This is a genomic window from Rhizobacter sp. P2_H3, assembly GCF_056403355.1.
The window spans coordinates 1-22,385 of sequence record NZ_JBFUFQ010000087.1; the positions used below are offsets into that span (position 1 = coordinate 1).

Annotated in this window: 7 protein-coding genes; all 7 read right to left on the reverse strand. The window is 73.5% G+C overall.

The genetic code is table 11. The annotated features are described in order from the left end of the window. Positions 1-212: TubC N-terminal docking domain-related protein (locus tag AC1D1T_RS17070; protein ID WP_477992194.1), on the reverse strand; the 212-nt coding region annotated here is incomplete at its 3' end. Beyond that, positions 209-1,123: a DMT family transporter gene (locus AC1D1T_RS17075; RefSeq protein ID WP_477826557.1), complete on the reverse strand. Its 915-nt coding sequence runs from the start codon at positions 1,121-1,123 to the stop codon at positions 209-211. The genes AC1D1T_RS17070 and AC1D1T_RS17075, both read right to left, overlap by 4 nt. A gap of 2 nt (positions 1,124-1,125) precedes the next feature. Continuing rightward, the gene (locus tag AC1D1T_RS17080; protein WP_477992195.1) at positions 1,126-2,091 is read right to left on the reverse strand and encodes a DMT family transporter; all 966 of its coding nucleotides are present in this window, start codon (positions 2,089-2,091) and stop codon (positions 1,126-1,128) included. Next, complete coding sequence (locus tag AC1D1T_RS17085) at positions 2,088-8,525, reverse strand: SDR family NAD(P)-dependent oxidoreductase (protein WP_477992196.1); 6,438 nt, start codon at positions 8,523-8,525, stop codon at positions 2,088-2,090. The genes AC1D1T_RS17080 and AC1D1T_RS17085 overlap by 4 nt, the downstream gene beginning before the upstream one ends. Beyond that, on the reverse strand, positions 8,522-14,305 hold the full coding sequence (locus tag AC1D1T_RS17090; protein ID WP_477992197.1) for a type I polyketide synthase: 5,784 nt from the start codon (positions 14,303-14,305) through the stop codon (positions 8,522-8,524). The genes AC1D1T_RS17085 and AC1D1T_RS17090 overlap by 4 nt, the downstream gene beginning before the upstream one ends. Beyond that, a complete protein-coding gene (locus tag AC1D1T_RS17095) occupies positions 14,306-21,904 on the reverse strand; it encodes an SDR family NAD(P)-dependent oxidoreductase (protein WP_477992198.1) in 7,599 nt (2,532 codons plus the stop codon). After that, positions 21,901-22,385: acyl carrier protein (locus AC1D1T_RS17100; RefSeq protein WP_477992199.1), on the reverse strand; the 485-nt coding region annotated here is incomplete at its 5' end. The genes AC1D1T_RS17095 and AC1D1T_RS17100, both read right to left, overlap by 4 nt.

Here is a 22,385-nt window from a genome sequence, read left to right on the forward strand (position 1 = left end):
TGCTGCGGGTGCGACAGTGGCGCGCTGCGCGGCTGCGCCGCCGCCTGCGCGCGCAAGGCCGCCAGCACCTCGTCGCGCCGCGCACCGATCTGCGCCCGCAGCTCGGCCGACAGCGCCCCCTGCGGCGCACGGAAGCGCAGCCGGTTCCCTTCGAACCACAGCACCACGCCTTGCGCGGCCAGGGCGGACAGCAGGTCGGTCACGGGAGTCACGAGGGGACGGTCCTTTCAGCAGAGGGTTGCCACAACCAGAGTGCCAGCAGCGCCAGCCCGATCCACACCGCGCCGAGCATGTCGCGGTGCGAGAAGGCTTCGCCCGCGGCGCCCCATTCCACCAGCGCCATGCACAGCAGGTGCACGTGCAGCGTCGGCGCCACCTGCGCGACCGGCGCGCGCTCGCAGGCCCGGTCCAGCGCCCACAGCGCGAGCAGGCCGACCGCGCCGATGCCGGCCAGCAGCATTGCATCGTGCAGGTTCGGCATCACCCACACGAAGGGCATCAGCGGCGTCAGCAGCGCGAACACGCCGAGCGCRGTGAAGAACAGGTTGGCCTGCACCGGCTCGTCGCGCAGCGAGCGCGTCATCACGACGTAGACGCTGAACGACAGCGCCATCACGAACGGCAGCACCGCGCCGGCGAGCGAATGCGGCAGCGACGGCTCGGCCATCACCGCGGCGACGCCGCTGCCGATCGCCGCCACCGCCCACACCCAGCGCGGCACGCGCTCGCCCAGCGCGACACGCGCGAGGCCGAGGATCATCAGCGGCGCGACCCAGAACAGCGCCCACACCGTGCCCGCCCGGTCGCCGGCCGCGAGCGACAGCGCGAAGCTCGCCGGCATCACCAGCATCAGCACCGAGCGCGACAGCTGGAAGCCGACGCGCCGCGTGCGCCACAGCCGCGATGGTGCGCGCCAGCCGACCACCAGCAGCAGGCAGGCCAGGTGCACCGCATAGCGGCACCACACCACCTGCATCAGCGAGTAGTGCCCTTGCAGCCGCGCGCCGAACACGCCTTCGACGAAGGCCCACGCCGCCGCGAACAACGCGAGCAGCAGCATCGCGCTGCGGCCGGGGTCGCGCCGGACGAGAGAGGAGGCGAAGGCGGGCAGCGCGAGGTGCATCGTCAATGCCTCGTGTCGTCATCGAGCGGCACCGGGCCGCTCGCCGATTCGAGCGCCATCGGGCCGGTCATCGGTGCGCGGCGTGCCGGCAGGTCGCGCGCCGCTGCCGCACGCCACAGCGCGAACGCGATGCCGCCGACCAGTGCCAGCCCGAGCGCGATGCGCAGCGACGGCAGGTGCCCGCGCACCGCCAGCGACACCCCCGTCAGGCAGGCCACGTGCACATACAGCGCCGGCGCGATCCACGGCAGCGGCGAACGGCGCAACGCATGCTCCAGCAGCCACAGCGCGACGAAGCCGAACACGCCGAGCGCCGCGAACACCAGCGCGTCATGCAGCGTGGGCATCACCCACACGCCCGGCAGGAACGGCAGCACGCCGAGCAGGCCGCCGAGGCCGACGTAGAACAGGTTGGTCATGACGGGCTCATGGCGCAGCGAACGCGTCAGCGCCAGGTAGGCCGCGAAGGCAAGGCCCATCAGCAGCGGCACCACCGAGGCCTGCAAGGTGGTCGGGCGCGCCGGCTCCAGCATCGCGACCGTCGCGCACAGGCCCGCGGCGGTGGCGATCCAGACGAACAGCGGCGCCTTCGACAGCAGCCAGCCGCGTGCCAGCACCAGCGCGAACACCGGCGCCACCCACAGCCCGGTCATCGCGAGGTGCGGCGACGCACCCTGCAGCACCGCGACGCCGAACGACAGCGGGATCGCCAGCATCAGCGCAGACCGCACCAGCTGAGCCAGCGGGCGGCGGGTGCGCCACAGCGGCGTCTTGCTTCGCCAGCCCCACACCACCCCCATCAGCGCGAGCTGCACCGCGAAGCGGCAGCCCTCGATCTGCAGCACGTCGTAGCCGCCCTGCAGGCGCGAGGCGATCAGTTCGAGCAGGGCCCAGACGGCAGAGAACGCGAACGCGAAACCCAGCGCCGCGCGGGCCGACGGAGGAGGTGCGCGTTTCGGGCGACTCACAGCGAGCCCTCTTCGAACGCCGCCTGCGGCGTCTGCGCCGGCGCGGCCGCCAGCGACGTCTCCGCCAGCACCGAAGCCGCCAGCTGCGCAATGCTGGGCCCCTTCAGCAATGCCGCCACCGCGACCTTCGCCTTCAACGCCGTCTGGATGCGGTTGCGCAGCTCCATCGCCATCAGCGAATCCATGCCCATCTCCATCAGCGAGCGCTGCGGGTCGACCTGGTGCGAGGCCGGCAGGGCGAGCACGCGCACGATCTGCTCCGACAGGAAGCCCACCAGCAGCGCGAGCCGGTCCTCGGCCGGTGCCTGCGTCAGCTGCGCGAGGATGTCGACCTGCGGCGCCCCGCCGGCCGGCGCCGCGGCCCGCGCCGGCGCCGCCTGCACCAGCTCGCTGAAGAACGGCCCGAGGTTGCGCGGCAGCCGCGCGCGCACCAGCGGCATCGCCGCCATCTGCGGCGCGCGGGCCGCTGCGAGCATCTGCTTCATCATCGCGACGCCGTCGTGCGGCGCGATCATCCCCAGCCCCATCGCGGCCCAGCGCCGGCGATGCTGCTCGCCGATGCCCGCCGCCATGCCGACCTGCGACCAGCTGCCCCAGTCGATGCTCAGCGCGTGCTGGCCGCGCGAGCGGCGCAGGTGGGCCAGCGCATCGACGAACGAGTTCGCCGCCGCGTAGTTGCTCTGCCCCGGCGAGCCGAGCAGCGCGGCGCCCGACGAGAAGCCGATGAAGAAATCGAGCGCGAGGTTCGCGGTGAGTTCGTGCAGGTTCCAGGTGCCGCGCACCTTGGGCGCCATCACGCGGGCGAAGCGGCGCATGTCCTGCTCGGCCAGCATGCCGTCGTCGACCAGGCCGGCTGCATGGATCACGCCACGCAGCCGCGGCATCTGCGCCGCGATCTGCGTGACGAGGCGCGTCATCTGCCCGGTGTCGGCCACGTCGGCCTGCGCGACCAGCACCTGCACGCCCCCGGCCTGCAGCGCATCGATCGCCGCCTGCGTCTCGGGTGACGGCGCGCGCCGGCCGACCAGCACCAGGTGGCGCGCGCCCTCGGCGGCCAGCCACTGCGCGCTGACGAGGCCCAGGCCGCTCAGCCCGCCGCTCACCAGGTAGCTCGCATCCGGCCGCACCGGCGGCGCACGGTGCTGCGTGACGACGATCTTGCCGATGTGGTGCCCCTGGCCCATGTAGCGGAACGCCTCCTCGGCGCGCTCGATCGGGTACAGCCTCTGCGGCAGCGGCTGCAGCACGCCGGTCGCGAAATCGGCCAGCAGCTCCTGCAGCATCTCGCGCACGAACAGCGGGCGCGCCGCGGCGATCTCGCCGAGGTACAGCGGGTGGTAGTGGCGGCCGGGGAACTCGTCGGCGACGCGTGCGGCGTCCCAGATGCCGGTCTTGCCGATCTCGATGAAGTGGCCGCCCGGCTTCAGCAGGCCGAGGCTTGCCGGGATGAAATCGCCGGCCAAGGAGTTCAGCACGATGTCGACGCCCTCGCCCGAGGTGTCGCGCCGGATGTCGTCGACGAAGCTCAGCGAGCGCGAATCGGCCACGTGCTGCACGCCCAGCCGCTGCGCGAGCGCCCGCTTGGCCGGGCTGCCGGCGGTGCCGAAGATCTCGGCACCGGCGCGCTTCGCGAGCTGCGCGGCCGCCATGCCGACGCCGCCGGTCACCGCATGCAGCAGCACGCGGTCGCCCTTCTTGAGGCCGGCCAGGTGCTTCAGCGCGTACTCGGCGGTCAGGAAGGTCACGGGAATGGTCGCCGCCTCGGCAAAGCTCATCTGCGGCGGCTTCAGCACCGTCAGCGACGCCGGCGCGAGCACCCAGGTCGCGAAGCTGCGGTCGACCATCGCGATCACCTCGTCGCCGACCTTCAGGTCATCGACGCCGGTGCCGACCGCGGTGATCACGCCGGCACATTCGTTGCCGAGCGGGCCGGGGTCGCCGGGGTACATGCCGAGCGCGTTCAGCACGTCGCGGAAGTTCAGGCCGGTCGCGAACACGCGGATCTCGACCTGGCCGGCGCCAGGCGCCTCGCGCGGCACCGGCTGCAGCGCCAGGTTCTCGAGCGAGCCGCGCTCGGTGATCTCGAGCCGCAGCGGCTGGTCGTCGGGCACGAAGACGCCGGGCACCAGGCGCGCGGCCAGGCGCGTGCCGTCGCGCAGCGCGACGCGGTCTTCGGCATCGGCCTGCCAGAGGCTTGAGAACAGCAGCTCGGCTTCGTCGGCACGCACGACCGGGTCGAGGTCGATGCGCACGCAGCGCGCGAGCGGTGCTTCGGACGCGACGACGCCGCCCAGGCCCCAGACGGTGGCCTGCACCAGGTCGGGCACCGAGCCCTGCACCGGTTGTGCGCCGCGCGTGACGAGCCAGCGCCGCGCGCTCGAATCGCCGAGCGCCTGCGCGGCGTGCAGCAGGTTGCCGAGCAGCAGGGCCTGCGCGTTCTCCATCGCCTCCAGCGTCTGCGCGACCGGCGGCACCAGCGCCCACAGCACGACGACGCCCTGCAGCGGGCGGGCGTCGGCTTGCGCGGCCTCGTCGATCGCGCGGCGGATCTGCGCGCTGTCGGCCGCATCGACCTGCCAGCCTTCGGCGAGCGCCGCAAATCCGTCGCCGCGGTAGACCAGCGCGACGCCGGCACCCTCGGCCTTCAGCCGTGTCGCGAGGCCGGCGCCGACGCCGGTGCGGTCGGCGAGGATCAGCCAGCGGCCGGGTGCATCGGCGGGCGCCGCGGTCAGCGGGGTGGCCCGCCATTCGGTCTCGAACGCCCAGTCCGGCACCGCACTCGCAGCCGGCAGGCCGGCCACCCGCTGCAGCGCCTCGTGCGTGATGCGGCGCAGCTCCAGCCCGGACAGCTCGGCCAGCACGCGGCCGTCGTCGTCGAGCAGCGTCAGGTCGGYACGCAGCACGTCGGCGTCGCGGCCGGCGGGTTCGACGCGCACCTGGCACCAGGCCTGCGCCACGCCACTGCTGAACACGCGGTAGCCGGCCAGGCCGACCGGCACGCAGATGTCATCGCTGCCGAGCGGGTCATCCGCCCACGGCAGGCCGAGGCCGATCAGCTGCAGGCAGGCATCGAGCAAGGCCGGATGCAGCACCAGGCCCGTGGTCGGCAGCCCGGGCGGCAACTGCACGCGGCCGAGCACCTGCGTGCCGTCGCGCGCGATCGACGTGATGCCGCGGAACGCCGGCCCGTAGTGCGCACCCTGCGCGGCGAGCTTGTCGTAGTAGGGCTCGACCGGCTGCGTCGGCGCACCGGCCAGCCGCCACGCCTCGCCGACCGCCGGCGCGTCGCCGCGGCCCGGCAGCAGCGTGGCGCTCGCATGCAGGCGCCACGCGGCGTCATCGCCGGCACGACTGAACACCTGCACCGTCTGCGCATCGGGCGCGACCGCGTCGGCCGGCGTCACGACCACCTGCAGCGTCACGCCGCCCTGCTCCGGCAGCACCAGGCCTTCGCGGATCGCGAGGTCCTGCAGCCGCACATCGTCGCCACCGCCGACCTCGCGCGCGGCGGCCTGCATCAGCTCCAGGAAGCCGGTCGCCGGGAACAGCGTGAAATCGAAGATGCGGTGGTCGACGAGCCACGGCTGGTCGCCGAGGCCGATCGTCGCCTGGAAGATCGGCAGCGGGCTCGCGAGCACGCCGCCGAGCAGCGCGTGCGGCGTGCGGGTCGCGGCCAGTGCGCTGCCCGCCGCGGCGGTCGCGCTGCGGGGTTCGAAGCTTTGCCAATAGTGTTCGCGCTGGAACGGGTACGCCGGCAGCGTCGCCCGCGGCCGCGCGCCACCCTGCACCGCGGCCCAGTCCGGCCGCACGCCGCGCACGAACAGCTGGCCCAGGCTGTCGAGCAGCGACACCACGTCGTCGCGCCCCTTGCGCAGCGACGGGATCCACGCGCTGTCGGGCATCACGCTGCCACGCTGCGCCATGTTCAGCAGCGTCGGCTGCGGGCCGACCTCGATGAAGACGCGCAAGCCGTCGGCCTGCAGCGCGGCGATCGAATCGCCGAAGCGCACAGCGTCGCGCACATGGCGGCGCCAGTAGCCCGGTTGACAGACCTCGTCACCCGCCAACCGGCCGGTCACGTTCGACGCCAGCACCAGCTGCGGCGCACGGAACTCCACCTGCGACGCGACCGCCTCGAACGCATCGAGCATCGGCTCCATCAGCGGCGAGTGGAAGGCGTGCGAGACCTTCAGCCGCTGCGCCTCGATGCCGGCGACCGCGAGCCGCTCCAGCGCCGCGTCGACCGCGTCGGCACGGCCGGAGATCACGGTGTTCTGCGGGCCGTTCGCCGCGGCGATGGCGAGCACGGAGGCATCCCGCGCGATCGCGGCGCGCACGGTGGCCTCGTCGGTGAAGACCGCCGCCATCGCGCCATCGCGCGGCAGCGCGCTCATCAGCCGGCCCCGTTCGACGATCAGCTTCAGCCCGTCCGCGAGGCTGAACACGCCGGCCACGCAGGCCGCGACGTACTCGCCGACGCTGTGGCCCATCACCGCGGTCGGCTTGACGCCCCACGATTGCCACAGCTGCGCGAGCGCGTACTCGATCGCGAACAGCGCCGGCTGCGTGAACGCGGTGTCGTCGAGCCGTTCGGCGTCGTTCCACATCACGTCGAGCAGGCCGAGGCCGAGCAGGGGTGCCGTGATGCGTTCGCACTCGTCGAGCGCGGCGCGGAACACCGGCTCGGCGTCGTACAGCGCGCGGCCCATGCCGGCAACCTGCGCGCCCTGGCCGGTGAACAGGAACACGAGTTCCGGCGCCGTGCCGCCGACGGCGCGGCCGCGCGAGGCGCCGGCGGTCGGCGCGCCGGCGATGAATTCGCCGAGCCGTGCCTTCAAGGCGTCGGCGCTGTCGGCAACCACCGCCAGCCGCTCGATGAACGGCGAACGGCCGAGCGCGAGCGTCGCGGCGATCTGGTCGAGTGGCGCCGTGCCGGCCGCATCGGCCAGGCGGCGGGCGGCAGCTTCGAGTGCGGCGGGCGTCTGCGCGCTCAGCACAATGAGCTGCTGCGCCTGCGCGGGCAAGACCGCTGGCACGGCGGGCGGCGCCTCTTCCAGGATCACATGCGCATTCGTGCCGCTGAACCCGAACGAGCTGACGCTCGCGCGCCGCGGCCGGCCGGCATCGGGCCACGGCGTCGGCACGGTCGGCACCGTGATCGGCATCTCGTCCCAGGCGATCAGGTGGTTCGGCCGCTTCAGGTGCAGGTGCGGCGGGATCGTGCGGTGCTGCAGCGCCAGCGCGACCTTGATGACGCCGGCCACGCCGGCGGCCGCTTCCAGGTGGCCGATGTTGGTCTTCACCGAACCGATCATCAGCGGCGTGTCGGCCGGTCGCTGGCCGTAGACCTGGTGCAGCGCCTTGACCTCGATCGGGTCGCCGAGCGGCGTGCCGGTGCCGTGCGCCTCGACGTAGCTGATCTCGTCGGGTTTCACGCGCGCGTTGGCGAGCGCGGCGCGGATCACCGCCTCCTGCGCGGTGCCGTTCGGTGCGGTCAGGCCGCTGCTGCGGCCGTCCTGGTTCAGCGCCGAGCCGCGCACCAGCGCGATCACGCGGTCGCCGTCGCGCTGCGCATCGGACAGCCGCTTCAGCACGACGACGCCGCAGCCCTCGCCACGCACATAGCCGTCGGCCGCGTCGTCGAAGGTCTTGCAGCGGCCGTCGAACGACATCATGCGGGCGCGCGAGGTCAGGATCGAGCCGTCGGCCGTCAGCGTGAGGTTCACGCCGCCGGCGAGCGCGAGGTCGGCTTCGCCGCTGCGCAGGCTCTGCACCGCCCAGTGGATCGCGACCAGCGACGACGAGCACGCGGTGTCGATCGCGACGTTGGGCCCGTGCAGCCCGAGGAAGTACGACAGCCGCCCGGCCGCCACGCTGTGCGCGGTGCCCGAGGGCGTATAGGCATCGCCGAAGCGCGAGCCGATCGCCTCGGACAGCTGGTTCGCATAGTCGTGCGTCGTGATGCCCATGTAGACGGCGGTCTGGCTGCCGGCCAGCGACGACGGCGCGATGCCGGCGTGTTCGAGCGACTCCCAGGTCACCTCCAGCAGCAGCCGCTGCTGCGGGTCGAGGCTGACGGCCTCGCGCGGCGAGATGCCGAAGAAGTGCGCGTCGAAGCGATCGACGTCCTTCACGAAGCCGCCCCAGCGGGTGTAGCTCTTGCCGGGCACGTCGGGGTCGGCGTCGAAGCAGGCGTCGGCATCCCAGCGCTCCTTCGGCACCTCGGTGACGCCGTCGGTGCCGCTCTCGAGGAAGCGCCAGAACGCGTCGGGCGTGTCGCCGTCGCCGGGGAAGCGGCAGCCGATGCCGACGATCGCGATCGGCTCGTGGCGCGACTGCTCGACGGCCTTCAGCCTCGCCTCGAGCTGGTCGATGGCCTGCAGCGAGCGCTTCAGCAGCGCGGCGTAGTCGGGGGTCTGCCGGGTGTCGGTCACGGAGTCTCCTGGATGCCGATGCCGTCGAGGCGTCGCATCAGCTGCATCGCGAGTTCATCTTCGGACAGCGCATCGAGGCTGTCCGCGGGTGGGGGTGCCGACACCGCGGCGGGCGCCGCGGCAGCGGCCGGCTCGAACTGGTCCGCGAACACCTCGCTCGCCAGGTGCTCGGTCAGCGCCGCGACCGACGGGTGGTCGAAGGTCACCGTCGCGGCCAGCGTGCGGCCGACACTCTTGCCGAGCAGGTTGCGCAGCTCCACCGCCATCAGCGAATCGAGGCCGAGCTGGCGCAGCGGCTCGGTCACGTCGAGGTCGTCGGCGCGCTGCACGCCGAGCACCTTGACGGTCAGGCGCCGCACCTCGTCGCGCAGAACGGTCTTGCGGCGCGCCGGCAGCGCGGCCGCCAGGCGCTCGTGCAGCGACGGGCCGGCCTGCACCGCTTGCGCAGGCGCACTGCCCGGCGCCGCAGCAGCCACCGCCAGCTCGCTGAACAGCGGCGGCTCGGTGCCGGCGGCGCGCTGCTCGCGCAGGTGCGCCCAGTCGCTCGCCAGCACCGCGAGCTGCGCGGTCTCGAACGGGCTGCGCGCGCCGTCGCGCCGCATCGCATGGTCGAGCGCGGCCAGCCCGTCGGCCGGCGCGATCGGCTGCAGCGAGCCGGGCTGCACCAGCCGGCGGTCGGCCGCGGCGCCGATCTCGGCCCACGGCCCCCAGTTGATGCTCAGCGTCGGCAGGCCCTGCGCCTGGCGGTGCCAGGCCAGCGCGTCCTCGAAGGCATTCGCCGCCGCGTGGTTGACCTGCCCCGGCGAGCCGGCCACCGATGCGCCGGACGAGAAGAACACCAGGAAGTCCAGCTCGCCGCACAGCGTGTGCAGGTTCCAGCTGCCGAACACCTTCGGGCCCATCACGGTCGCGAAGCGCGGCCAGGTCTGGCCGGCGATCACGCCATCGTCGAGCACGCCGGCTGCGTGGATCACGCCGGCCAGCGGCGCGGTCAGCGCGGCCACCATCCGCTGCACGTCGTCGCGCCGTGCCACGTCGCCGAGCGCAAGCTGCACCTCGACGCCCTGCGCGCGCAGCCGGCCGATCACGCGTTGCGCACGCTCGTCGGCCGCGTTGCGGCCCATCAGCACCAGGTGGCGCGCGCCCTGCTCCGCCAGCCACTCGGCGACGCGCAGCCCGAGCCCGCGCAGGCCACCGGTCACGAGGTAGCCGCGCGACGCGTCGATCGCGAGGCTGCCGTGCGCGGCATGCGCCTCGTGCGGCACCAGCCGCCGCGCCAGCCGGCGGCTGCCGCGCAGCGCAATCTGGTCCTCGCGCGACGCGGCCTGCAGCTCGGCGACCAGCGCCGTGGCCGCCGCAGCCGCATCGGCGGCCGGGTCGAGGTCGATGCGCCGGCACTGCAGCTCCGGATGCTCGATCGCGACCACGTGGCCCATGCCCCAGGCCGTGGCCTGCGCCGGGTTCGCGCCTTCATGGCGGTGCGTGGCCTGCGCGCCGCGCGTCGCGATCCACAGCGCGGGCCGGGACGATCCGGGCTGGGCCGCCATCGCCTGCACCGTCTGCAGCAGCGCGCTGACAAGGAACTGCTGGTCGCGTGCGATGTCGTCGGTCGACAACCCGGCGTGAGCGGCGAGGTCCAGCGCCTGCAGCTGCACGACACCGCGGCACGGCAGCGGGCTGCGCAAGGCTTGAGCGAGCGCGTCGGCGGTCGGCGCCACCAGCTCCGGCAGATCGCCGGCGCGGCGCAGCTCGCCGATCAACGCGTCGGCGAAACCCGCCCGGTCGGCGAGCACCAGCCAGCGCGACGGTTCACGCTCGGCCGCGGCCAGCGGCGCCTGCGCGACGAACACCGCCTGCTGTGCCAGCACCGGGTGCGTCGTCGCGCCCGGCAGCGGCGTGGCGCCCTGCAGGCCGTGCTGCGACAGCAGCGTCGTCCAGCCCTCGCGCGGCATCAGCGCATAGCTGCGGCGCTGCGTGTCGGTGTGCGCCCACCAGCCCTCGAGCAGGCCGACGGTGAGGTCGCCGAAGCGCTGCGGCGTCGTGCCTTCGAGCAGCACCAGCACGCCGCCGGGCGCGAGCAACTGCCGCACATGGCGGATCGTCACGTCGAGGTCGGGCGTGGCGTGCAGCACGTTCGCGCCGAGCACCAGGTCGTAGCCGCCGGCCGCGAAGCCTTGCCCGGCCGGCGCACGGCCGATGTCGAGCAGCTCGTAGCGCATGAAGCCGTGCGATGCGAACTTCTCGCGGGCGCGGTTCAGGAACAGCGGCGAGACGTCGGTGAAGGTGTAGTCGATGCGCACCCCGCCCTGCACCGGCAGCGCCGGCAGCACGTGGCTGGTCGTGCTGCCGGTGCCGGCGCCGATCTCCAGCACGCGCAGCGGCCGCCCGGCCGGCCACGCGGCGGCCAGCGCGCGCACCGTCTCGGCGATCACGCCGTTGTAGGTCTTCGCGGGCGGCGAGTTCTGGTACAGCCGCTCGGTGTCGGCCAGCGAGCCGCCGGGGAACAGCAGCGCGAGCGGATCGGCCCGGCCGCGCAGCACCGCGGCCAGTTCGTGGCCGCAGCGGCGCGTGAGCACCAGCTCGGCCTCGCCTTCCGGGTGCCGCGCGAGCAGGCCGTCGGCGAGCGTTTCGGGGTCGCTCTCGTCCGGGGTGCGGCGCACGACCCAGGTGGCGCCGTCGCGCACCAGGATGCCGTCTTCGGCCAGGATCGCGAGCATCCGCTGCACGAGCCGGGCGTGCGCCGGCAGCGTATCGAAGCGCGCCGGGTCGATCGCGGTGGCCGGCGCGAAGCTGCAGCCGAGCAGGCGCAGTGCGCGCACGACGTAAGCCGCCGCGAGCTGGTCCAGCCCGGTCAGGAAGTCCGCATACCCATCGAGGCCGTTCTGCGCGGCCAGCGTGTCGATGCGCGGGAGCACGCGCGTGGCGAGCTGGGCGGGAGCGAGCGGCTGCAGCGCCGGGCGCTCGGACTCGCGCCAGACGATCTCGTGCAGCATCTTCTGCACGCTGGGCGCCAGGCCGCTTGCCGATGCGGTGTTCTGCTCGGGGCGCAGCCTGAACGGGGAGTTGTCCGCGAACGCGGGCCAGTAGCGCTCGCGCTGGAACGGGTAGCTCGGCAACGGCACGCGCCGGCCGCCGCGGCCGGCGTCGAAGCCCTGCCAGTCGATCTCGACGCCCTGCACGTACAGCGCCGCGAGGCTGTCCAGCATCTGCTCGCTGTCGGGCTTGCCGCGCCGCAGCGACGGCAGCCAGCCGCCGCGCTCCGGCAGGCAGGCGCGGCCCAGCCCGAGCAGCGTCGGGTGCGGACCGATCTCCAGGAACAGCTCGCAGCCGGCATCGGCCAGCGACTGCATGGCCGGCGCGAAGCGCACCGCGGCCATCACGTGCTCGCGCCAGTAGGTCGGGTTGGCGATCTCGTGGCCGATCAAGCGCCCGGTGACGTTGGAGACCAGGTCGATGCGCGGCGCGCTGTAGTGGATCGCCTGCAGCACCTCGCCGAAGGCATCGAGCATCGGCGCCATCAGCGGCGAGTGGAACGCATGCGAGACCTTCAGCCGCGTGACGACCAGGCCCGCGGCCTGCAGCTGCGTGGCGATCGCGTCGACCGCCATCGCGAGGCCCGAGATCACGACGTTGTCGGGCCCGTTCACCGCGGCCACCGAGACCTCGCGGCGCCACGGCGCCAGCACGTCGGCGATGCGCGCTTCGTTCGCCATCACCGCGAGCATCGCGCCGTTGCGCGGCAGCGCGCCCATCAGCCGGCCGCGTTCGGCGATCAGGCGCAGCGCGTCTTCCAGGCTGAACACGCCGGCGATGCAGGCCGCGACGACCTCGCCGACGCTGTGCCCCATCACCGCCTGCGGCTGCACGCCCCACGACATCCACAGCGTGGCCAGCGCGTACTCGACGGCGAACAGCGCCGGCTGCGTGTACTCGGTGTCGTCGAGCGGCGCCCCATCGCGGAACAGCACGTCGAGCAAGGGCATCGGCAACTGCAGTCCCGCGGCGCAGCGATCGAGCGCATCGCGGAACACCGGTTCGCTGTCATACAGGCCCCGTGCCATGCCGATCGATTGCGAACCCTGGCCGGTGAACAGGAACGCGAGCTTCGGCGGCCGCGCCGGCGCGGTGCCGGCGAGCACGCCCGCGACCTCCTCGCCGGACAGCCAGGCCGACAGGCGTTGCCGCGCGTCGGCCGGTGTCGCGGCGCTCACCGCGAGCCGCTGCGCGAAACGCGCGCGGCCGGTGTTCGCGCTGAAGGCCAGGTCGGCGAGCGGCGCGCCGTCCGCCAGCAACGGCAGGTGCTGCTGCACCAGTTCGCGCAGCGCCGCCGGCTGGCGCGCCGACAGCGTCAGCAGTTGCAGCGGCCGCGGATTCGATGTGATGCGCTCCACCTGCGGCGCCTGGGCCATCACCAGGTGCACGTTGGTGCCGCTGAAACCGAACGAGCTGACGCCCCCGATGCGCTGGGCCTGAGCCGGCCACGGTCCGAGCGCCGTCGGCACGCGCACCGGCAGCTCGTCCCACGGGATGAACGGATTCGGTTGCTGCAGGTGGATCTGCCCCGGCACCTGCGCCTGCTGCAGCGCCATCGCCATCTTGATCACCGCGGCGACGCCGGCCGCGGCCTCCAGGTGGCCGACGTTCGCCTTCACCGAACCGAGCAGCAGCGGCGCGCCGGCCGCGCGGCCTTCACCCATCACCGCGCCGAGCGCCTGCACCTCGATCGGGTCGCCGAGCGAGGTGCCGGTGCCGTGCGCCTCGACGACGCCGACCTCGGCCGGCAGCACGCGCGCATCGGCCAGCGCGTCGCGCAGCACGGCCTCCTGCGACGGGCCGTTCGGCGCGGTCAGCCCGTTGCTGCGGCCGTCCTGGTTGGCGGCCGAGCCGCGGATCAGCGCGATCACGGTGTCGCCATCGGCCTGCGCATCGGCCAGCCGCTTCAGCACCAGCAGCCCGCAGCCCTCGCCGCGCACGAAGCCGTCGGCGCGCGCGTCGAAGGCCTTGCAGCGGCCGTCCGGCGCCATCATGTGCGAGCGCGACAGCGCGACCGTGATCTCCGGACTCAGCACCAGGTTGACGCCGCCCGCCAGCGCCTGGTCGCATTCGCCGCGGCGCAGGCTGTGCACCGCCTGGTGGATCGCCACCATCGACGACGAGCAGGCGGTGTCGACCGAGACGCTCGGCCCGCGCACACCGAGCACGTACGAGAGCCGGCCCGACGCGATGCTGTGCGCGATGCCCGATGCGGTGTAGGCGTCGTAGCTGTCGACGCCGCCCTGGCGCAGCAGTTGCCAGTAGTCGCCGGCCGACATGCCGACGAACACGCCGGTGCGGCTGCCGGCCACGCGCTCGGGGTTGATGCCGGCGTGTTCCAGCGCCTGCCAGGCCACCTCGAGCAGCAGGCGCTGCTGCGGGTCCATGCTGAGCGCCTCGCGCGGCGAGACGCCGAAGAAGTGCGCGTCGAAGCCGTCGACCGGGCCGACGAAGCCGCCGAAGCGGGTGTTCATCGTACCGGGGTGGTCGGGATCGGCGTCGAACCAGTCGTCGATGGCCCAGCGTTCGGCGGGCACCTCGGTGATGGCGTCGACGCCGTCGCGCACCAGCGCCCAGAATTTCTCCGCCGTGTCGGCGCCGCCGGGGAAGCGGCAGCCGATGCCGACGATCGCGATCGGCTGGTGCGCCGCCGCTTCGAGTTCCTGCACGCGCTGCTGCAGCTCGTCGGCCAGCAACGCGAGGCGCTTCGGCGAGAAATGGCTGATGCGTTCCAGGAAATCGGACATTCAGGGCCTCTTCAGTTTCTTGGCGAACATCGCCTCGACTTCTTCGTCGCTCATCTCGTCGAGCGCACCGACCGCGTCGACCGGCTTCGCCTCGGCCACGGGCGCAGCGGGCACGGCCAGCGCTTCGAGGTAGGCCGCCAGCGCCTCCAGCGTCGGGTGGTCGAACACCAGCGTCGCCGGCAGGCTGCGTGCCAGGCCGAGCCCGGTGCCGAGCCGGTTGCGCAGCTCCACCGCCATCAGCGAATCGAGCCCGAGCTCGTTGAGCGGCTGGCGCGGGTCGATCGCCAGTGCGCTCGGCGCATCGACCACCCGCGCGACGTGCTCGGCGACGAAGCCCAGCAGCCGCTCGCGGCGGCGTTGCGGCGTGGCCTGCTTCAGCTCGTCGATCAGCGCGGCGCCGGCCGCCACTGCGGGCTTCGCGTCGGCATGCTTCGCGCCGGGCTTCCCTGCGCCTTTCGCGTGCTCGGTGAAATGCGCGACGAAGCGGCCATGCGCATCGCCACCCGCCAGGAACCGCTCCCAGCGCACCGGGAACACCCCCGCATGGGCTGCCTCGGCGCGCATCAGCTTCTCCAGCAGTTCAAGCCCGTGCGTCGGCGTGATCACGTCGATGCCGCGCGCGGCCACGCGCTGGTCCACCTGGCGATCGGCCGCGGCGCCGACCTCGCTCCAGGCGCCCCAGCTGATGCTGAGCCCGGGCAGCCCGAGCGCGCGCCGGTGCGCGGCCAGCGCATCCATGAACGCATTCGCCGCCGCATGGTTCGCCTGGCCGCGCGAGCCGAGCACCGAGGCCATCGACGAATACAGCACGAAGAAGTCCAGCGGCTCGCCGCGCGTCAGCACATGCAGCGCCCAGCTGCCGTCGAGCTTGGGGCCCAGCGGGCGCACGAAGCGCGGCCAGTCCTGCTGCAGCAAGGCGCCGTCTTCCAGCACGCCGGCCGAATGGATCACGCCGCGCAACGGCTGCCCGCCGCGCGCGATGCCGTCGAGCACGCGGGCGACCTCGTCGGCGCGCGACATGTCGGCCTGCACCGCCYGCACCTGCGCGCCCTGCGCCCGCATCGCATCGAGCGTGGCCTGCGCCGCCGGCGACGCCGCGCGCCGGCCGACCAGCACCAGGTGGCGTGCCCCCCGCTCGACCAGCCGACCGGCCGTCAGCAGCCCGAGGCCCGACAGCCCGCCGGTGACGAGGTAGACACCGCGCGGCGTCAGCGCCTGCAGCGAGGCCTGCAGCGCATCGTGCTGCGTCAGCACGACCTTGCCGGTGTGCCGCGCCTGCGCCATGAAGCGGAAGGCCTCGCCGCCACGCTGCAGCGGGAACGCATGCAGCGGCAGCGGCTTCAGCTCGCCACGCTGCACCGCGCCCATCACGTCGGCGAACAGCGCCTGCGCCGCCGCCGGGTCCTGGTAGCGCTGGGCGTTCAGGTCGATCGCGTGGTAGCGCGCCTGCGGGCGCAGTTCGCGGAACTGCGACAGGCTCCAGATGTCGCGCTTGCCGATTTCCAGGAAGCTGCCTTGCGCCGACAGGCTGCGCACGCTGGCCGGGATGAATTCGCCGGCCAGCGAGTTCAGCACCAGGTCGACGCCGCGGCCGTCGGTCAGGCGCGCGATCTCGGCTTCGAAGTCGAGCGTGCGCGAGTTCAGCACATGTGCCGCGCCGTGCGCGCGCAGCAGCGCGCGCTTCGCGTCGCTGCCGGCCGTCGCGAAGACAGTCGCACCGGCGCGCTGCGCGATCTGCAGCGCGGCCATGCCGACGCCGCCGGCGGCCGCATGGATCAGCACCGTCATGCCGGCGCGGATGCCGCCCAGCATGTGAAGCGCGTGCCACGCGGYCATCAGTGCGAACGGCAGCGTCGCGCCCTCGGCATAGCCGATGCCGCGCGGCAACGGCGCCACATGCTGCGCGCCGGTCGTCATGAAGCTCGCGAAGCAGGCCTCGCCGGTCGCGACCACCGCATCGCCGATCGCGAAGCCTTCGACACCCTCGCCGAGCGCGACGACGGTGCCGGTGCATTCGCCGCCCAGCGGCTCCGGGTCGGCGCGCAGTGCGACGGCATTCATGATGTCGCGGAAGTTCAGGCCCGCCACGCGCACGCGGATCTCGACCTCACCGGGGCCGGGCGCGCGGCGCGTCATCGGCAGCAGCGGCATCTCGTCGAACACGCCGCTGGCGGCCTTCTCGAGTCGCACCGGCACCGGCTCGAATGGCTCGGCGCTGCCGTGCACCAGCCGCGCGACGAAGGCCTTGCCGCCACGCAGCGCGAGTTGCGGCTCGTCGCCGTCGGCGCCGATGGCTTGCCACAACGCGCCGGCGTCATCGTTGCCATCGAGGTCGATGCGGGTCGCGCGCAGTTCCGGGTGTTCGAGCGCGACGACCTTCGCGAAGCCCCACACCGGCGCCTGCAGCGGGTTCGGCACATCGCCCTCGCCCACCGGCTGCGCGCCGCGCGTCGCGATCCACAGCCGCGGCGTCGTGCCGGCCGCGAACGACTGCGCGCCGAGCGCCTGCACCAGCTTCAGCAGCGAGCCGAGGCTCGCGCGCTGCGTGTCGATCAGCGAAGCGGCCGACCGGGCATCCGGCACCGCGAGTTCGAGCGCGCCGAGGTGGACGATGCCGCGCAGGGGGCGCCCCACGAGCAGGCTGGCCGGCTCGGCATCGGCCGACGCGATCGTCACCTCGTGACCCTCGGCACGCATCCGCGCCGCCAGCGCCTCGCCGACGCCGCTGCGGTCGCCGACCAGCAGCCAGCCCGACGCCGGCACGGCATCCACCGCCTGCACCGGCCGCCGCGCGGCCAGCAGCACCTCGCGCGAATTCGGCTGCGGCGCATCGATCGCCGCGGCCTCGAAGCCGAGTTCGTCGAGCAGCGCCAGCCAGCGTGCGCGCGACAGCAGCGGGTAGGCCGGCCGCAGCGCGCTGTCGGTGAAGCGCCACCAGCCGTCGGTCAGCCCGAAGGTGATGTCGATCCAGCGCTCCATGCCCGCCACCTCGAGCATCAGCAGCGTGCCGCCGGGCGCGAGCACCTGGCGGACCTGGCCGAGGGTGCGGGCGAGGTCGGCCGTCGCGTGGATCACGTTGGCCGCGATCACGAGGTCGAAGTGCTGCCCCGCCAGCTGCGCCGCCAGCGAGCCCTCCAGGTCCAGCGGCTGGAAGCGCATGAACGGGTGCACGCCGAAGCGTTCGCGGGCACGGGCCACCATCAGCGGGCCGATGTCGGTGAACAGGTAGTCGCAGCGGTCGGCCGGCAGCATCGGCGCGACCCATGCCGTGGTGCCGCCGGTGCCGCCGCCCACTTCGAGGATGCGCAGCCGCTGCCCGGCCGGCAGCCGTGCGAGGGCGGCGCGCACGGTCTCGCGCAGCAGCTGGTTGTAGGCCTTGGCCTCGGGCGCATCGCGGTACAGCGCCTCGGCCAGCTCGGCCGAGCCGTTCGGGAACAGCTGGTGCAGCGGGTCGGCGCGGCCGGCCAGGATGTCGGCCAGCACCGCGCCGCAGTTCGCGGTCAGCATGATGCGCGGGCGCGAGGCCGGGTGGCATTGCACCAGCGGCGCGACGCGCTGCGCCGGGTCGGAGACCGGGTGCCAGTTCGCGACCGTGTATGCATCACCGTCGTGGCGCAGCCAGCCATCCTCGGCCAGGATCGCGAGCAGCCGCGGCAACAGCCGGTGGTAGCGCGGCGCGAGCTTCAGGCGCTGCGCCAACTCGTCCGACTGCACGCGTTCGCCTGTGGCCGGCGACCAGCCGAGTTCGACGAGTGCGCGCGCGATCCACGCCGCGCTCATCGCTTCGAGCGCGACGAAGGCCTGCTGGTAGTCGGCCAGGTCGTGCTCGCGCGACAGGTCGTCGAGGCGCGGCCCGGCCTGCGCGGCGAGTTCGGCCGGCGTCGGCAGCCAGCGGGCGTCCGGCACCGGCTCCCACGCGATGCGGTAGACCGGCTCGTCGATCGCCGCCGTGGACACCGCGGCGGCGCGCAGCGCGATGCCGTGCATCGTCGCGACGGTGCCGTGCGTGTCGAACAGCACCAGCTCGGCCTTCAGCGTGTCGGCGCTGCCGCCGGGCGTGATGCGCACGTGGCTGCTGAGCCGCTCGCCATGCGCGCGGTGCACCGCGAGGCGGCCGATCGCGAGCGGCAGGTACGCGCGGCCGGCAGCGGCCTGCGCCGGCAGCGCGGCGGCCATCACCTGCAGCGCGGCATCGAGCAGCGCCGGGTGCATCACGTAGTCGGCGCGGCCGGCAGCGGGCGGCAGCGCGATCTCGCCGAGCGCCTCGCCGTCGCGCCGTGCGATGCGCTGCACGCCCTGCAGCGCGGGGCCGAACGCGAGCTGGCGTGCGGCGAGGCTCGCGTAGTGGCCGCCGGCGTCGATCGATTCGGTGCAGCGGGCGCCGATCGCGCCGGCCGATTCATGCGACGGCGCTGCGTCGGCCTCGCCATAGCTGCCCTGCACGTGCGTGTGCCAGGCGTCATCGGGTTCGCCATCGCCGAGCGACAGGATCTCGAAGGTGTCGGCTTGGGTGTCAGCACTGCGGCGCAGCAGCAGTTGCAGCGTGCGCGCCTCGCCGGGCTCGAACACCAGCGGCTCGGAGATCACGACATCGGTCACCGTCCGCGCCGCGCCCTGCACCACGCGGCTCGCGGCCAGCGCCATCTCGAGGAAGCCGGTGGCCGGCAGGATCACGCGGCCCTGCACCTGGTGGTCGGCGAGGTACGGCAGGTCATCGCCGCGCAGCGTGGTCTCGAACTGCACGACATCGCGCAGCGGCGAACGCAGCCGCGTGCCGAGCAGCGGGTGGCCGGTCGGCGTGCCGCTGCGCGCGGCGGCCGGCGGGCGCGCCTGGAACCAGCAGCGCTCGCGGCGGAACGGGGTCGACGGCAGGTCGGTGAGGCGCGTGCCGCTGGCCGACCAGACCGCGCGCCAGTCGATCGGCGCACCGGCCAGGTACAGCGCGGCCAGCGATTCGGCGAGCTGGTCGGCATCGGCGCGGCCCTTGCGGAGCGTCGGCACGCGCACCGGCAAGTCTTCTGCGAAGTTCAGCAGCGTCGGGTGCGGGCCGACCTCGATGCAGATGTCCGGTTTCAGCGCAGCCAGCGTGCGCAGGCCGTCGGCGAAGCGAACCGCCTCGCGCACATGGCGGCGCCAGTAGGCGGGGTGCGTGATTGCGTTGGCACCCGTCACTTCAGCGAGCTGGCCGGTCAGGTTGGACACCAGGCGCAGCTGCGGGCGACTCATTGACGTGGCCGCTGCCGCGCGCTCGAACGCCTCGAGCACCGGGTCGACCAGCGGCGAATGGAAGGCATGCGAGACCGGCAGCTTCTGGCAGCGCACGCCGCGCGCGCTGAAGCGCTCGCAGACGGCATCGACCGCGGCCGCGGCGCCCGAGACCACCGTCTGCGCCGGCGCGTTGACGGCGGCGATCGACAGCTGCGCGGCGAACGGCGCGACCGCCTCGGCCACGTCGGCCTCGGCGGCGAAGATCGCCGCCATCGCGCCGCCGGCCGGCAGCGACTGCATCAGCCGGCCTCGCTCCGCGATCAGCGCGAGCGCCTGCGGCAGCGTCATCACGCCGGCCAGGCAGGCCGCGGCGTATTCGCCGACCGAATGGCCCATCACCAGATCGGGCGCGACGCCCCAGGCGGCCCACAGCTTTGCGAGCGCATATTCGATGCTGAACAGCGCCGGCTGCGTGTAGCGGGTCTCGTCGATCGCGTTGCCTTGCTCGGCGAAGACCACGTCGAGCAGCGGCTGCGGCAGCACGCCGTCCAGGGCCTGCGCGCAGGCGTCGAGCGCGGCGCGGAACACCGGCTGCTGCGCGTAGAGCGAATGCGCCATGCCGGCGTACTGGGCGCCCTGGCCGGTGAACAGGAAGGCGATGCGCGCCGGATCGCGGCGGGTGACGCGCTCGGTGCGCACGCCCTCGGCCTCGCGGCCCTCGGCCAGCGCCAGCAGGCGCTCGCACAGCTCGGCGACGGAGCGGGCGAGCACGGTGGCGCGCTGCGCGAAGCTGGCGCGGCTGATGGCAGCGGTGAAGCAGAGGTCGGGCAGTTCGCCGTCGGGGCGGCCGGCGAGTGACGTGGCGAAGCGGCGGGCGGTGTCGGCGAGTGAGGCTTCGTCGCGAGCGGAAAGCACAAACAGCTGAAGCCCTTCGACAGGCTCAGGGCGACCCTTCGACAAGCTCAGGGCGAACGGGTTCTCGCGTCCGGGCTCAGAAGGCGCTTCCTCGATGACCACATGCGCATTCGTCCCGCTGAACCCGAAGGAGCTGACCCCCGCGATGCGCCGCCCGCCGATCGGTTCCCAGTCCATCAGCGACGTCGGCACCTTCAGCGGCTGGTCGCCCCACGCGATGTGCGGGCTCGGCGTCTTGAAGTGCAGGTGCGCCGGGATCTGCTGCCGCTGCAGCGACAGCACCAGCTTGATCAGCCCGGTCACGCCGGCCGCCGCTTCCAGGTGGCCGAGGTTGGTCTTCACCGAGCCGATCAAGAGCGGCTGCGACGCCGCGCGCCCTTCGGAGAACACCGCCCCGAGCGCCTGCACCTCCAGCGGGTCGCCGAGCTGCGTGCCGGTGCCGTGCGCCTCGACATACCCCACCTCGTGCGGCGCGATGCCGGCGCGCGCCAGCGCCTCGCGGATCACCGCCTCCTGCGCCGGGCCGTTCGGCGCGGTCAGCCCGCTGCTCGGTCCGTCCTGGTTGACGGCGCTGCCGCGCACCACCGCGAGGATGCGGTCGCCATCGGCCTGCGCATCGCTCAGGCGCTTCAGCACGACGACGCCGCAGCCCTCGCCGCGCGCGAAGCCGTCGGCTGCCGCATCGAAGGTCTTGCACTTGCCGTCCGGCGACAGCATGCGCGAATGCGACAGCGCGATGTACAGGTCCGGCGACAGGATCAGGTTGACGCCGCCCGCCAGCGCCATGCGGCAGTCGCGCGCGCGCAGCGCCTGGCAGGCCAGGTGCAGCGCGACCAGCGACGACGAGCAGGCGGTGTCGAGCGTGACGCTCGGCCCCTGCAGCCCGAGCAGGTACGACAGCCGGCCCGATGCGATGCTGTGCGCGATGCCCGACGCGAAGTGCGCATCGAGCAGCCCGCGGTCGCCGGTCGAGAGCTGCATCTGCGCATAGTCGTTCGCGCAGACGCCGACGTAGACGCCGGTCGCCGAGCGCTCCAGCCGGTCGGGTGCCTGGCCGGCGTGCTCCAGCGCCTCCCAGGCCACCTCCAGCAGCAGCCGCTGCTGCGGGTCCATGCCCTGCGCCTCGCGGCGGGTGATGCCGAAGAAGGTCGGATCGAACCCGTCGACCGGGCCGAGGAAGCCGCCGCCGCGCGTCGCGATGCGGCCGGGCGCTTCGGGATCGGGGTCGTACAGCGCGTCGACATCCCAGCGCTCGCGCGGCAGCGGGCCGGTCGCGTCGACGCCGTCGCGCATCAGGCGCCAGAAGCTGTCGGCATCGACACCGCCGCCGGGCACGCGGCAGCCGAGCCCGATGATCGCGATCGGCTCGCGCGCCGCGCCTTCGAGCGCGGCCACTTTCGCCTGCGCCTGCTGCAACGCGAGGAAGGCGCGCTGCAGCGGCGTCAGCGCGGTGGTGTCGGCGGCAGGACTGCTCAAGACCCCTCCAATCGGCTCATCAGCAAGGCTTCGATCTCGGCGTCGCTCATCGCCGCGACGGCTTCGACGGATGCATTCGACACTGCGGCGGGTGCCGGTTGGTCGGCGACCACCACCGCGGCCTTCGGCAGCACGCGATCCAGCAGGTGGAGGGCCAGCGCGTCGATCGTCGGGTGGTCGAACATCAGCGTCGCCGGCAGCGGCTTGTCGAGGCCGAGCCCCAGCCCACCACCCAGCTGGTTGCGCAGCTGCACCGCCATCAGCGAATCGAAACCGATGTCCATCAGCCGGTCGGCGCGGCCGGGCGCATCGGCGGGATCGAGGCGCAGCACGCGCACCACGCGCTCGCGCACGAAATCGCGCATCAGCTCGGTGCGTTCGCCGGCCATCGCGTCCAGCAGGCGCTGGCGGAAGGCCTGCGCCAGCTCGGCCGGCGCGGCAGCAGCAGCACGCTGCGGTGCGGCCTCGGAAGCAACGTCGG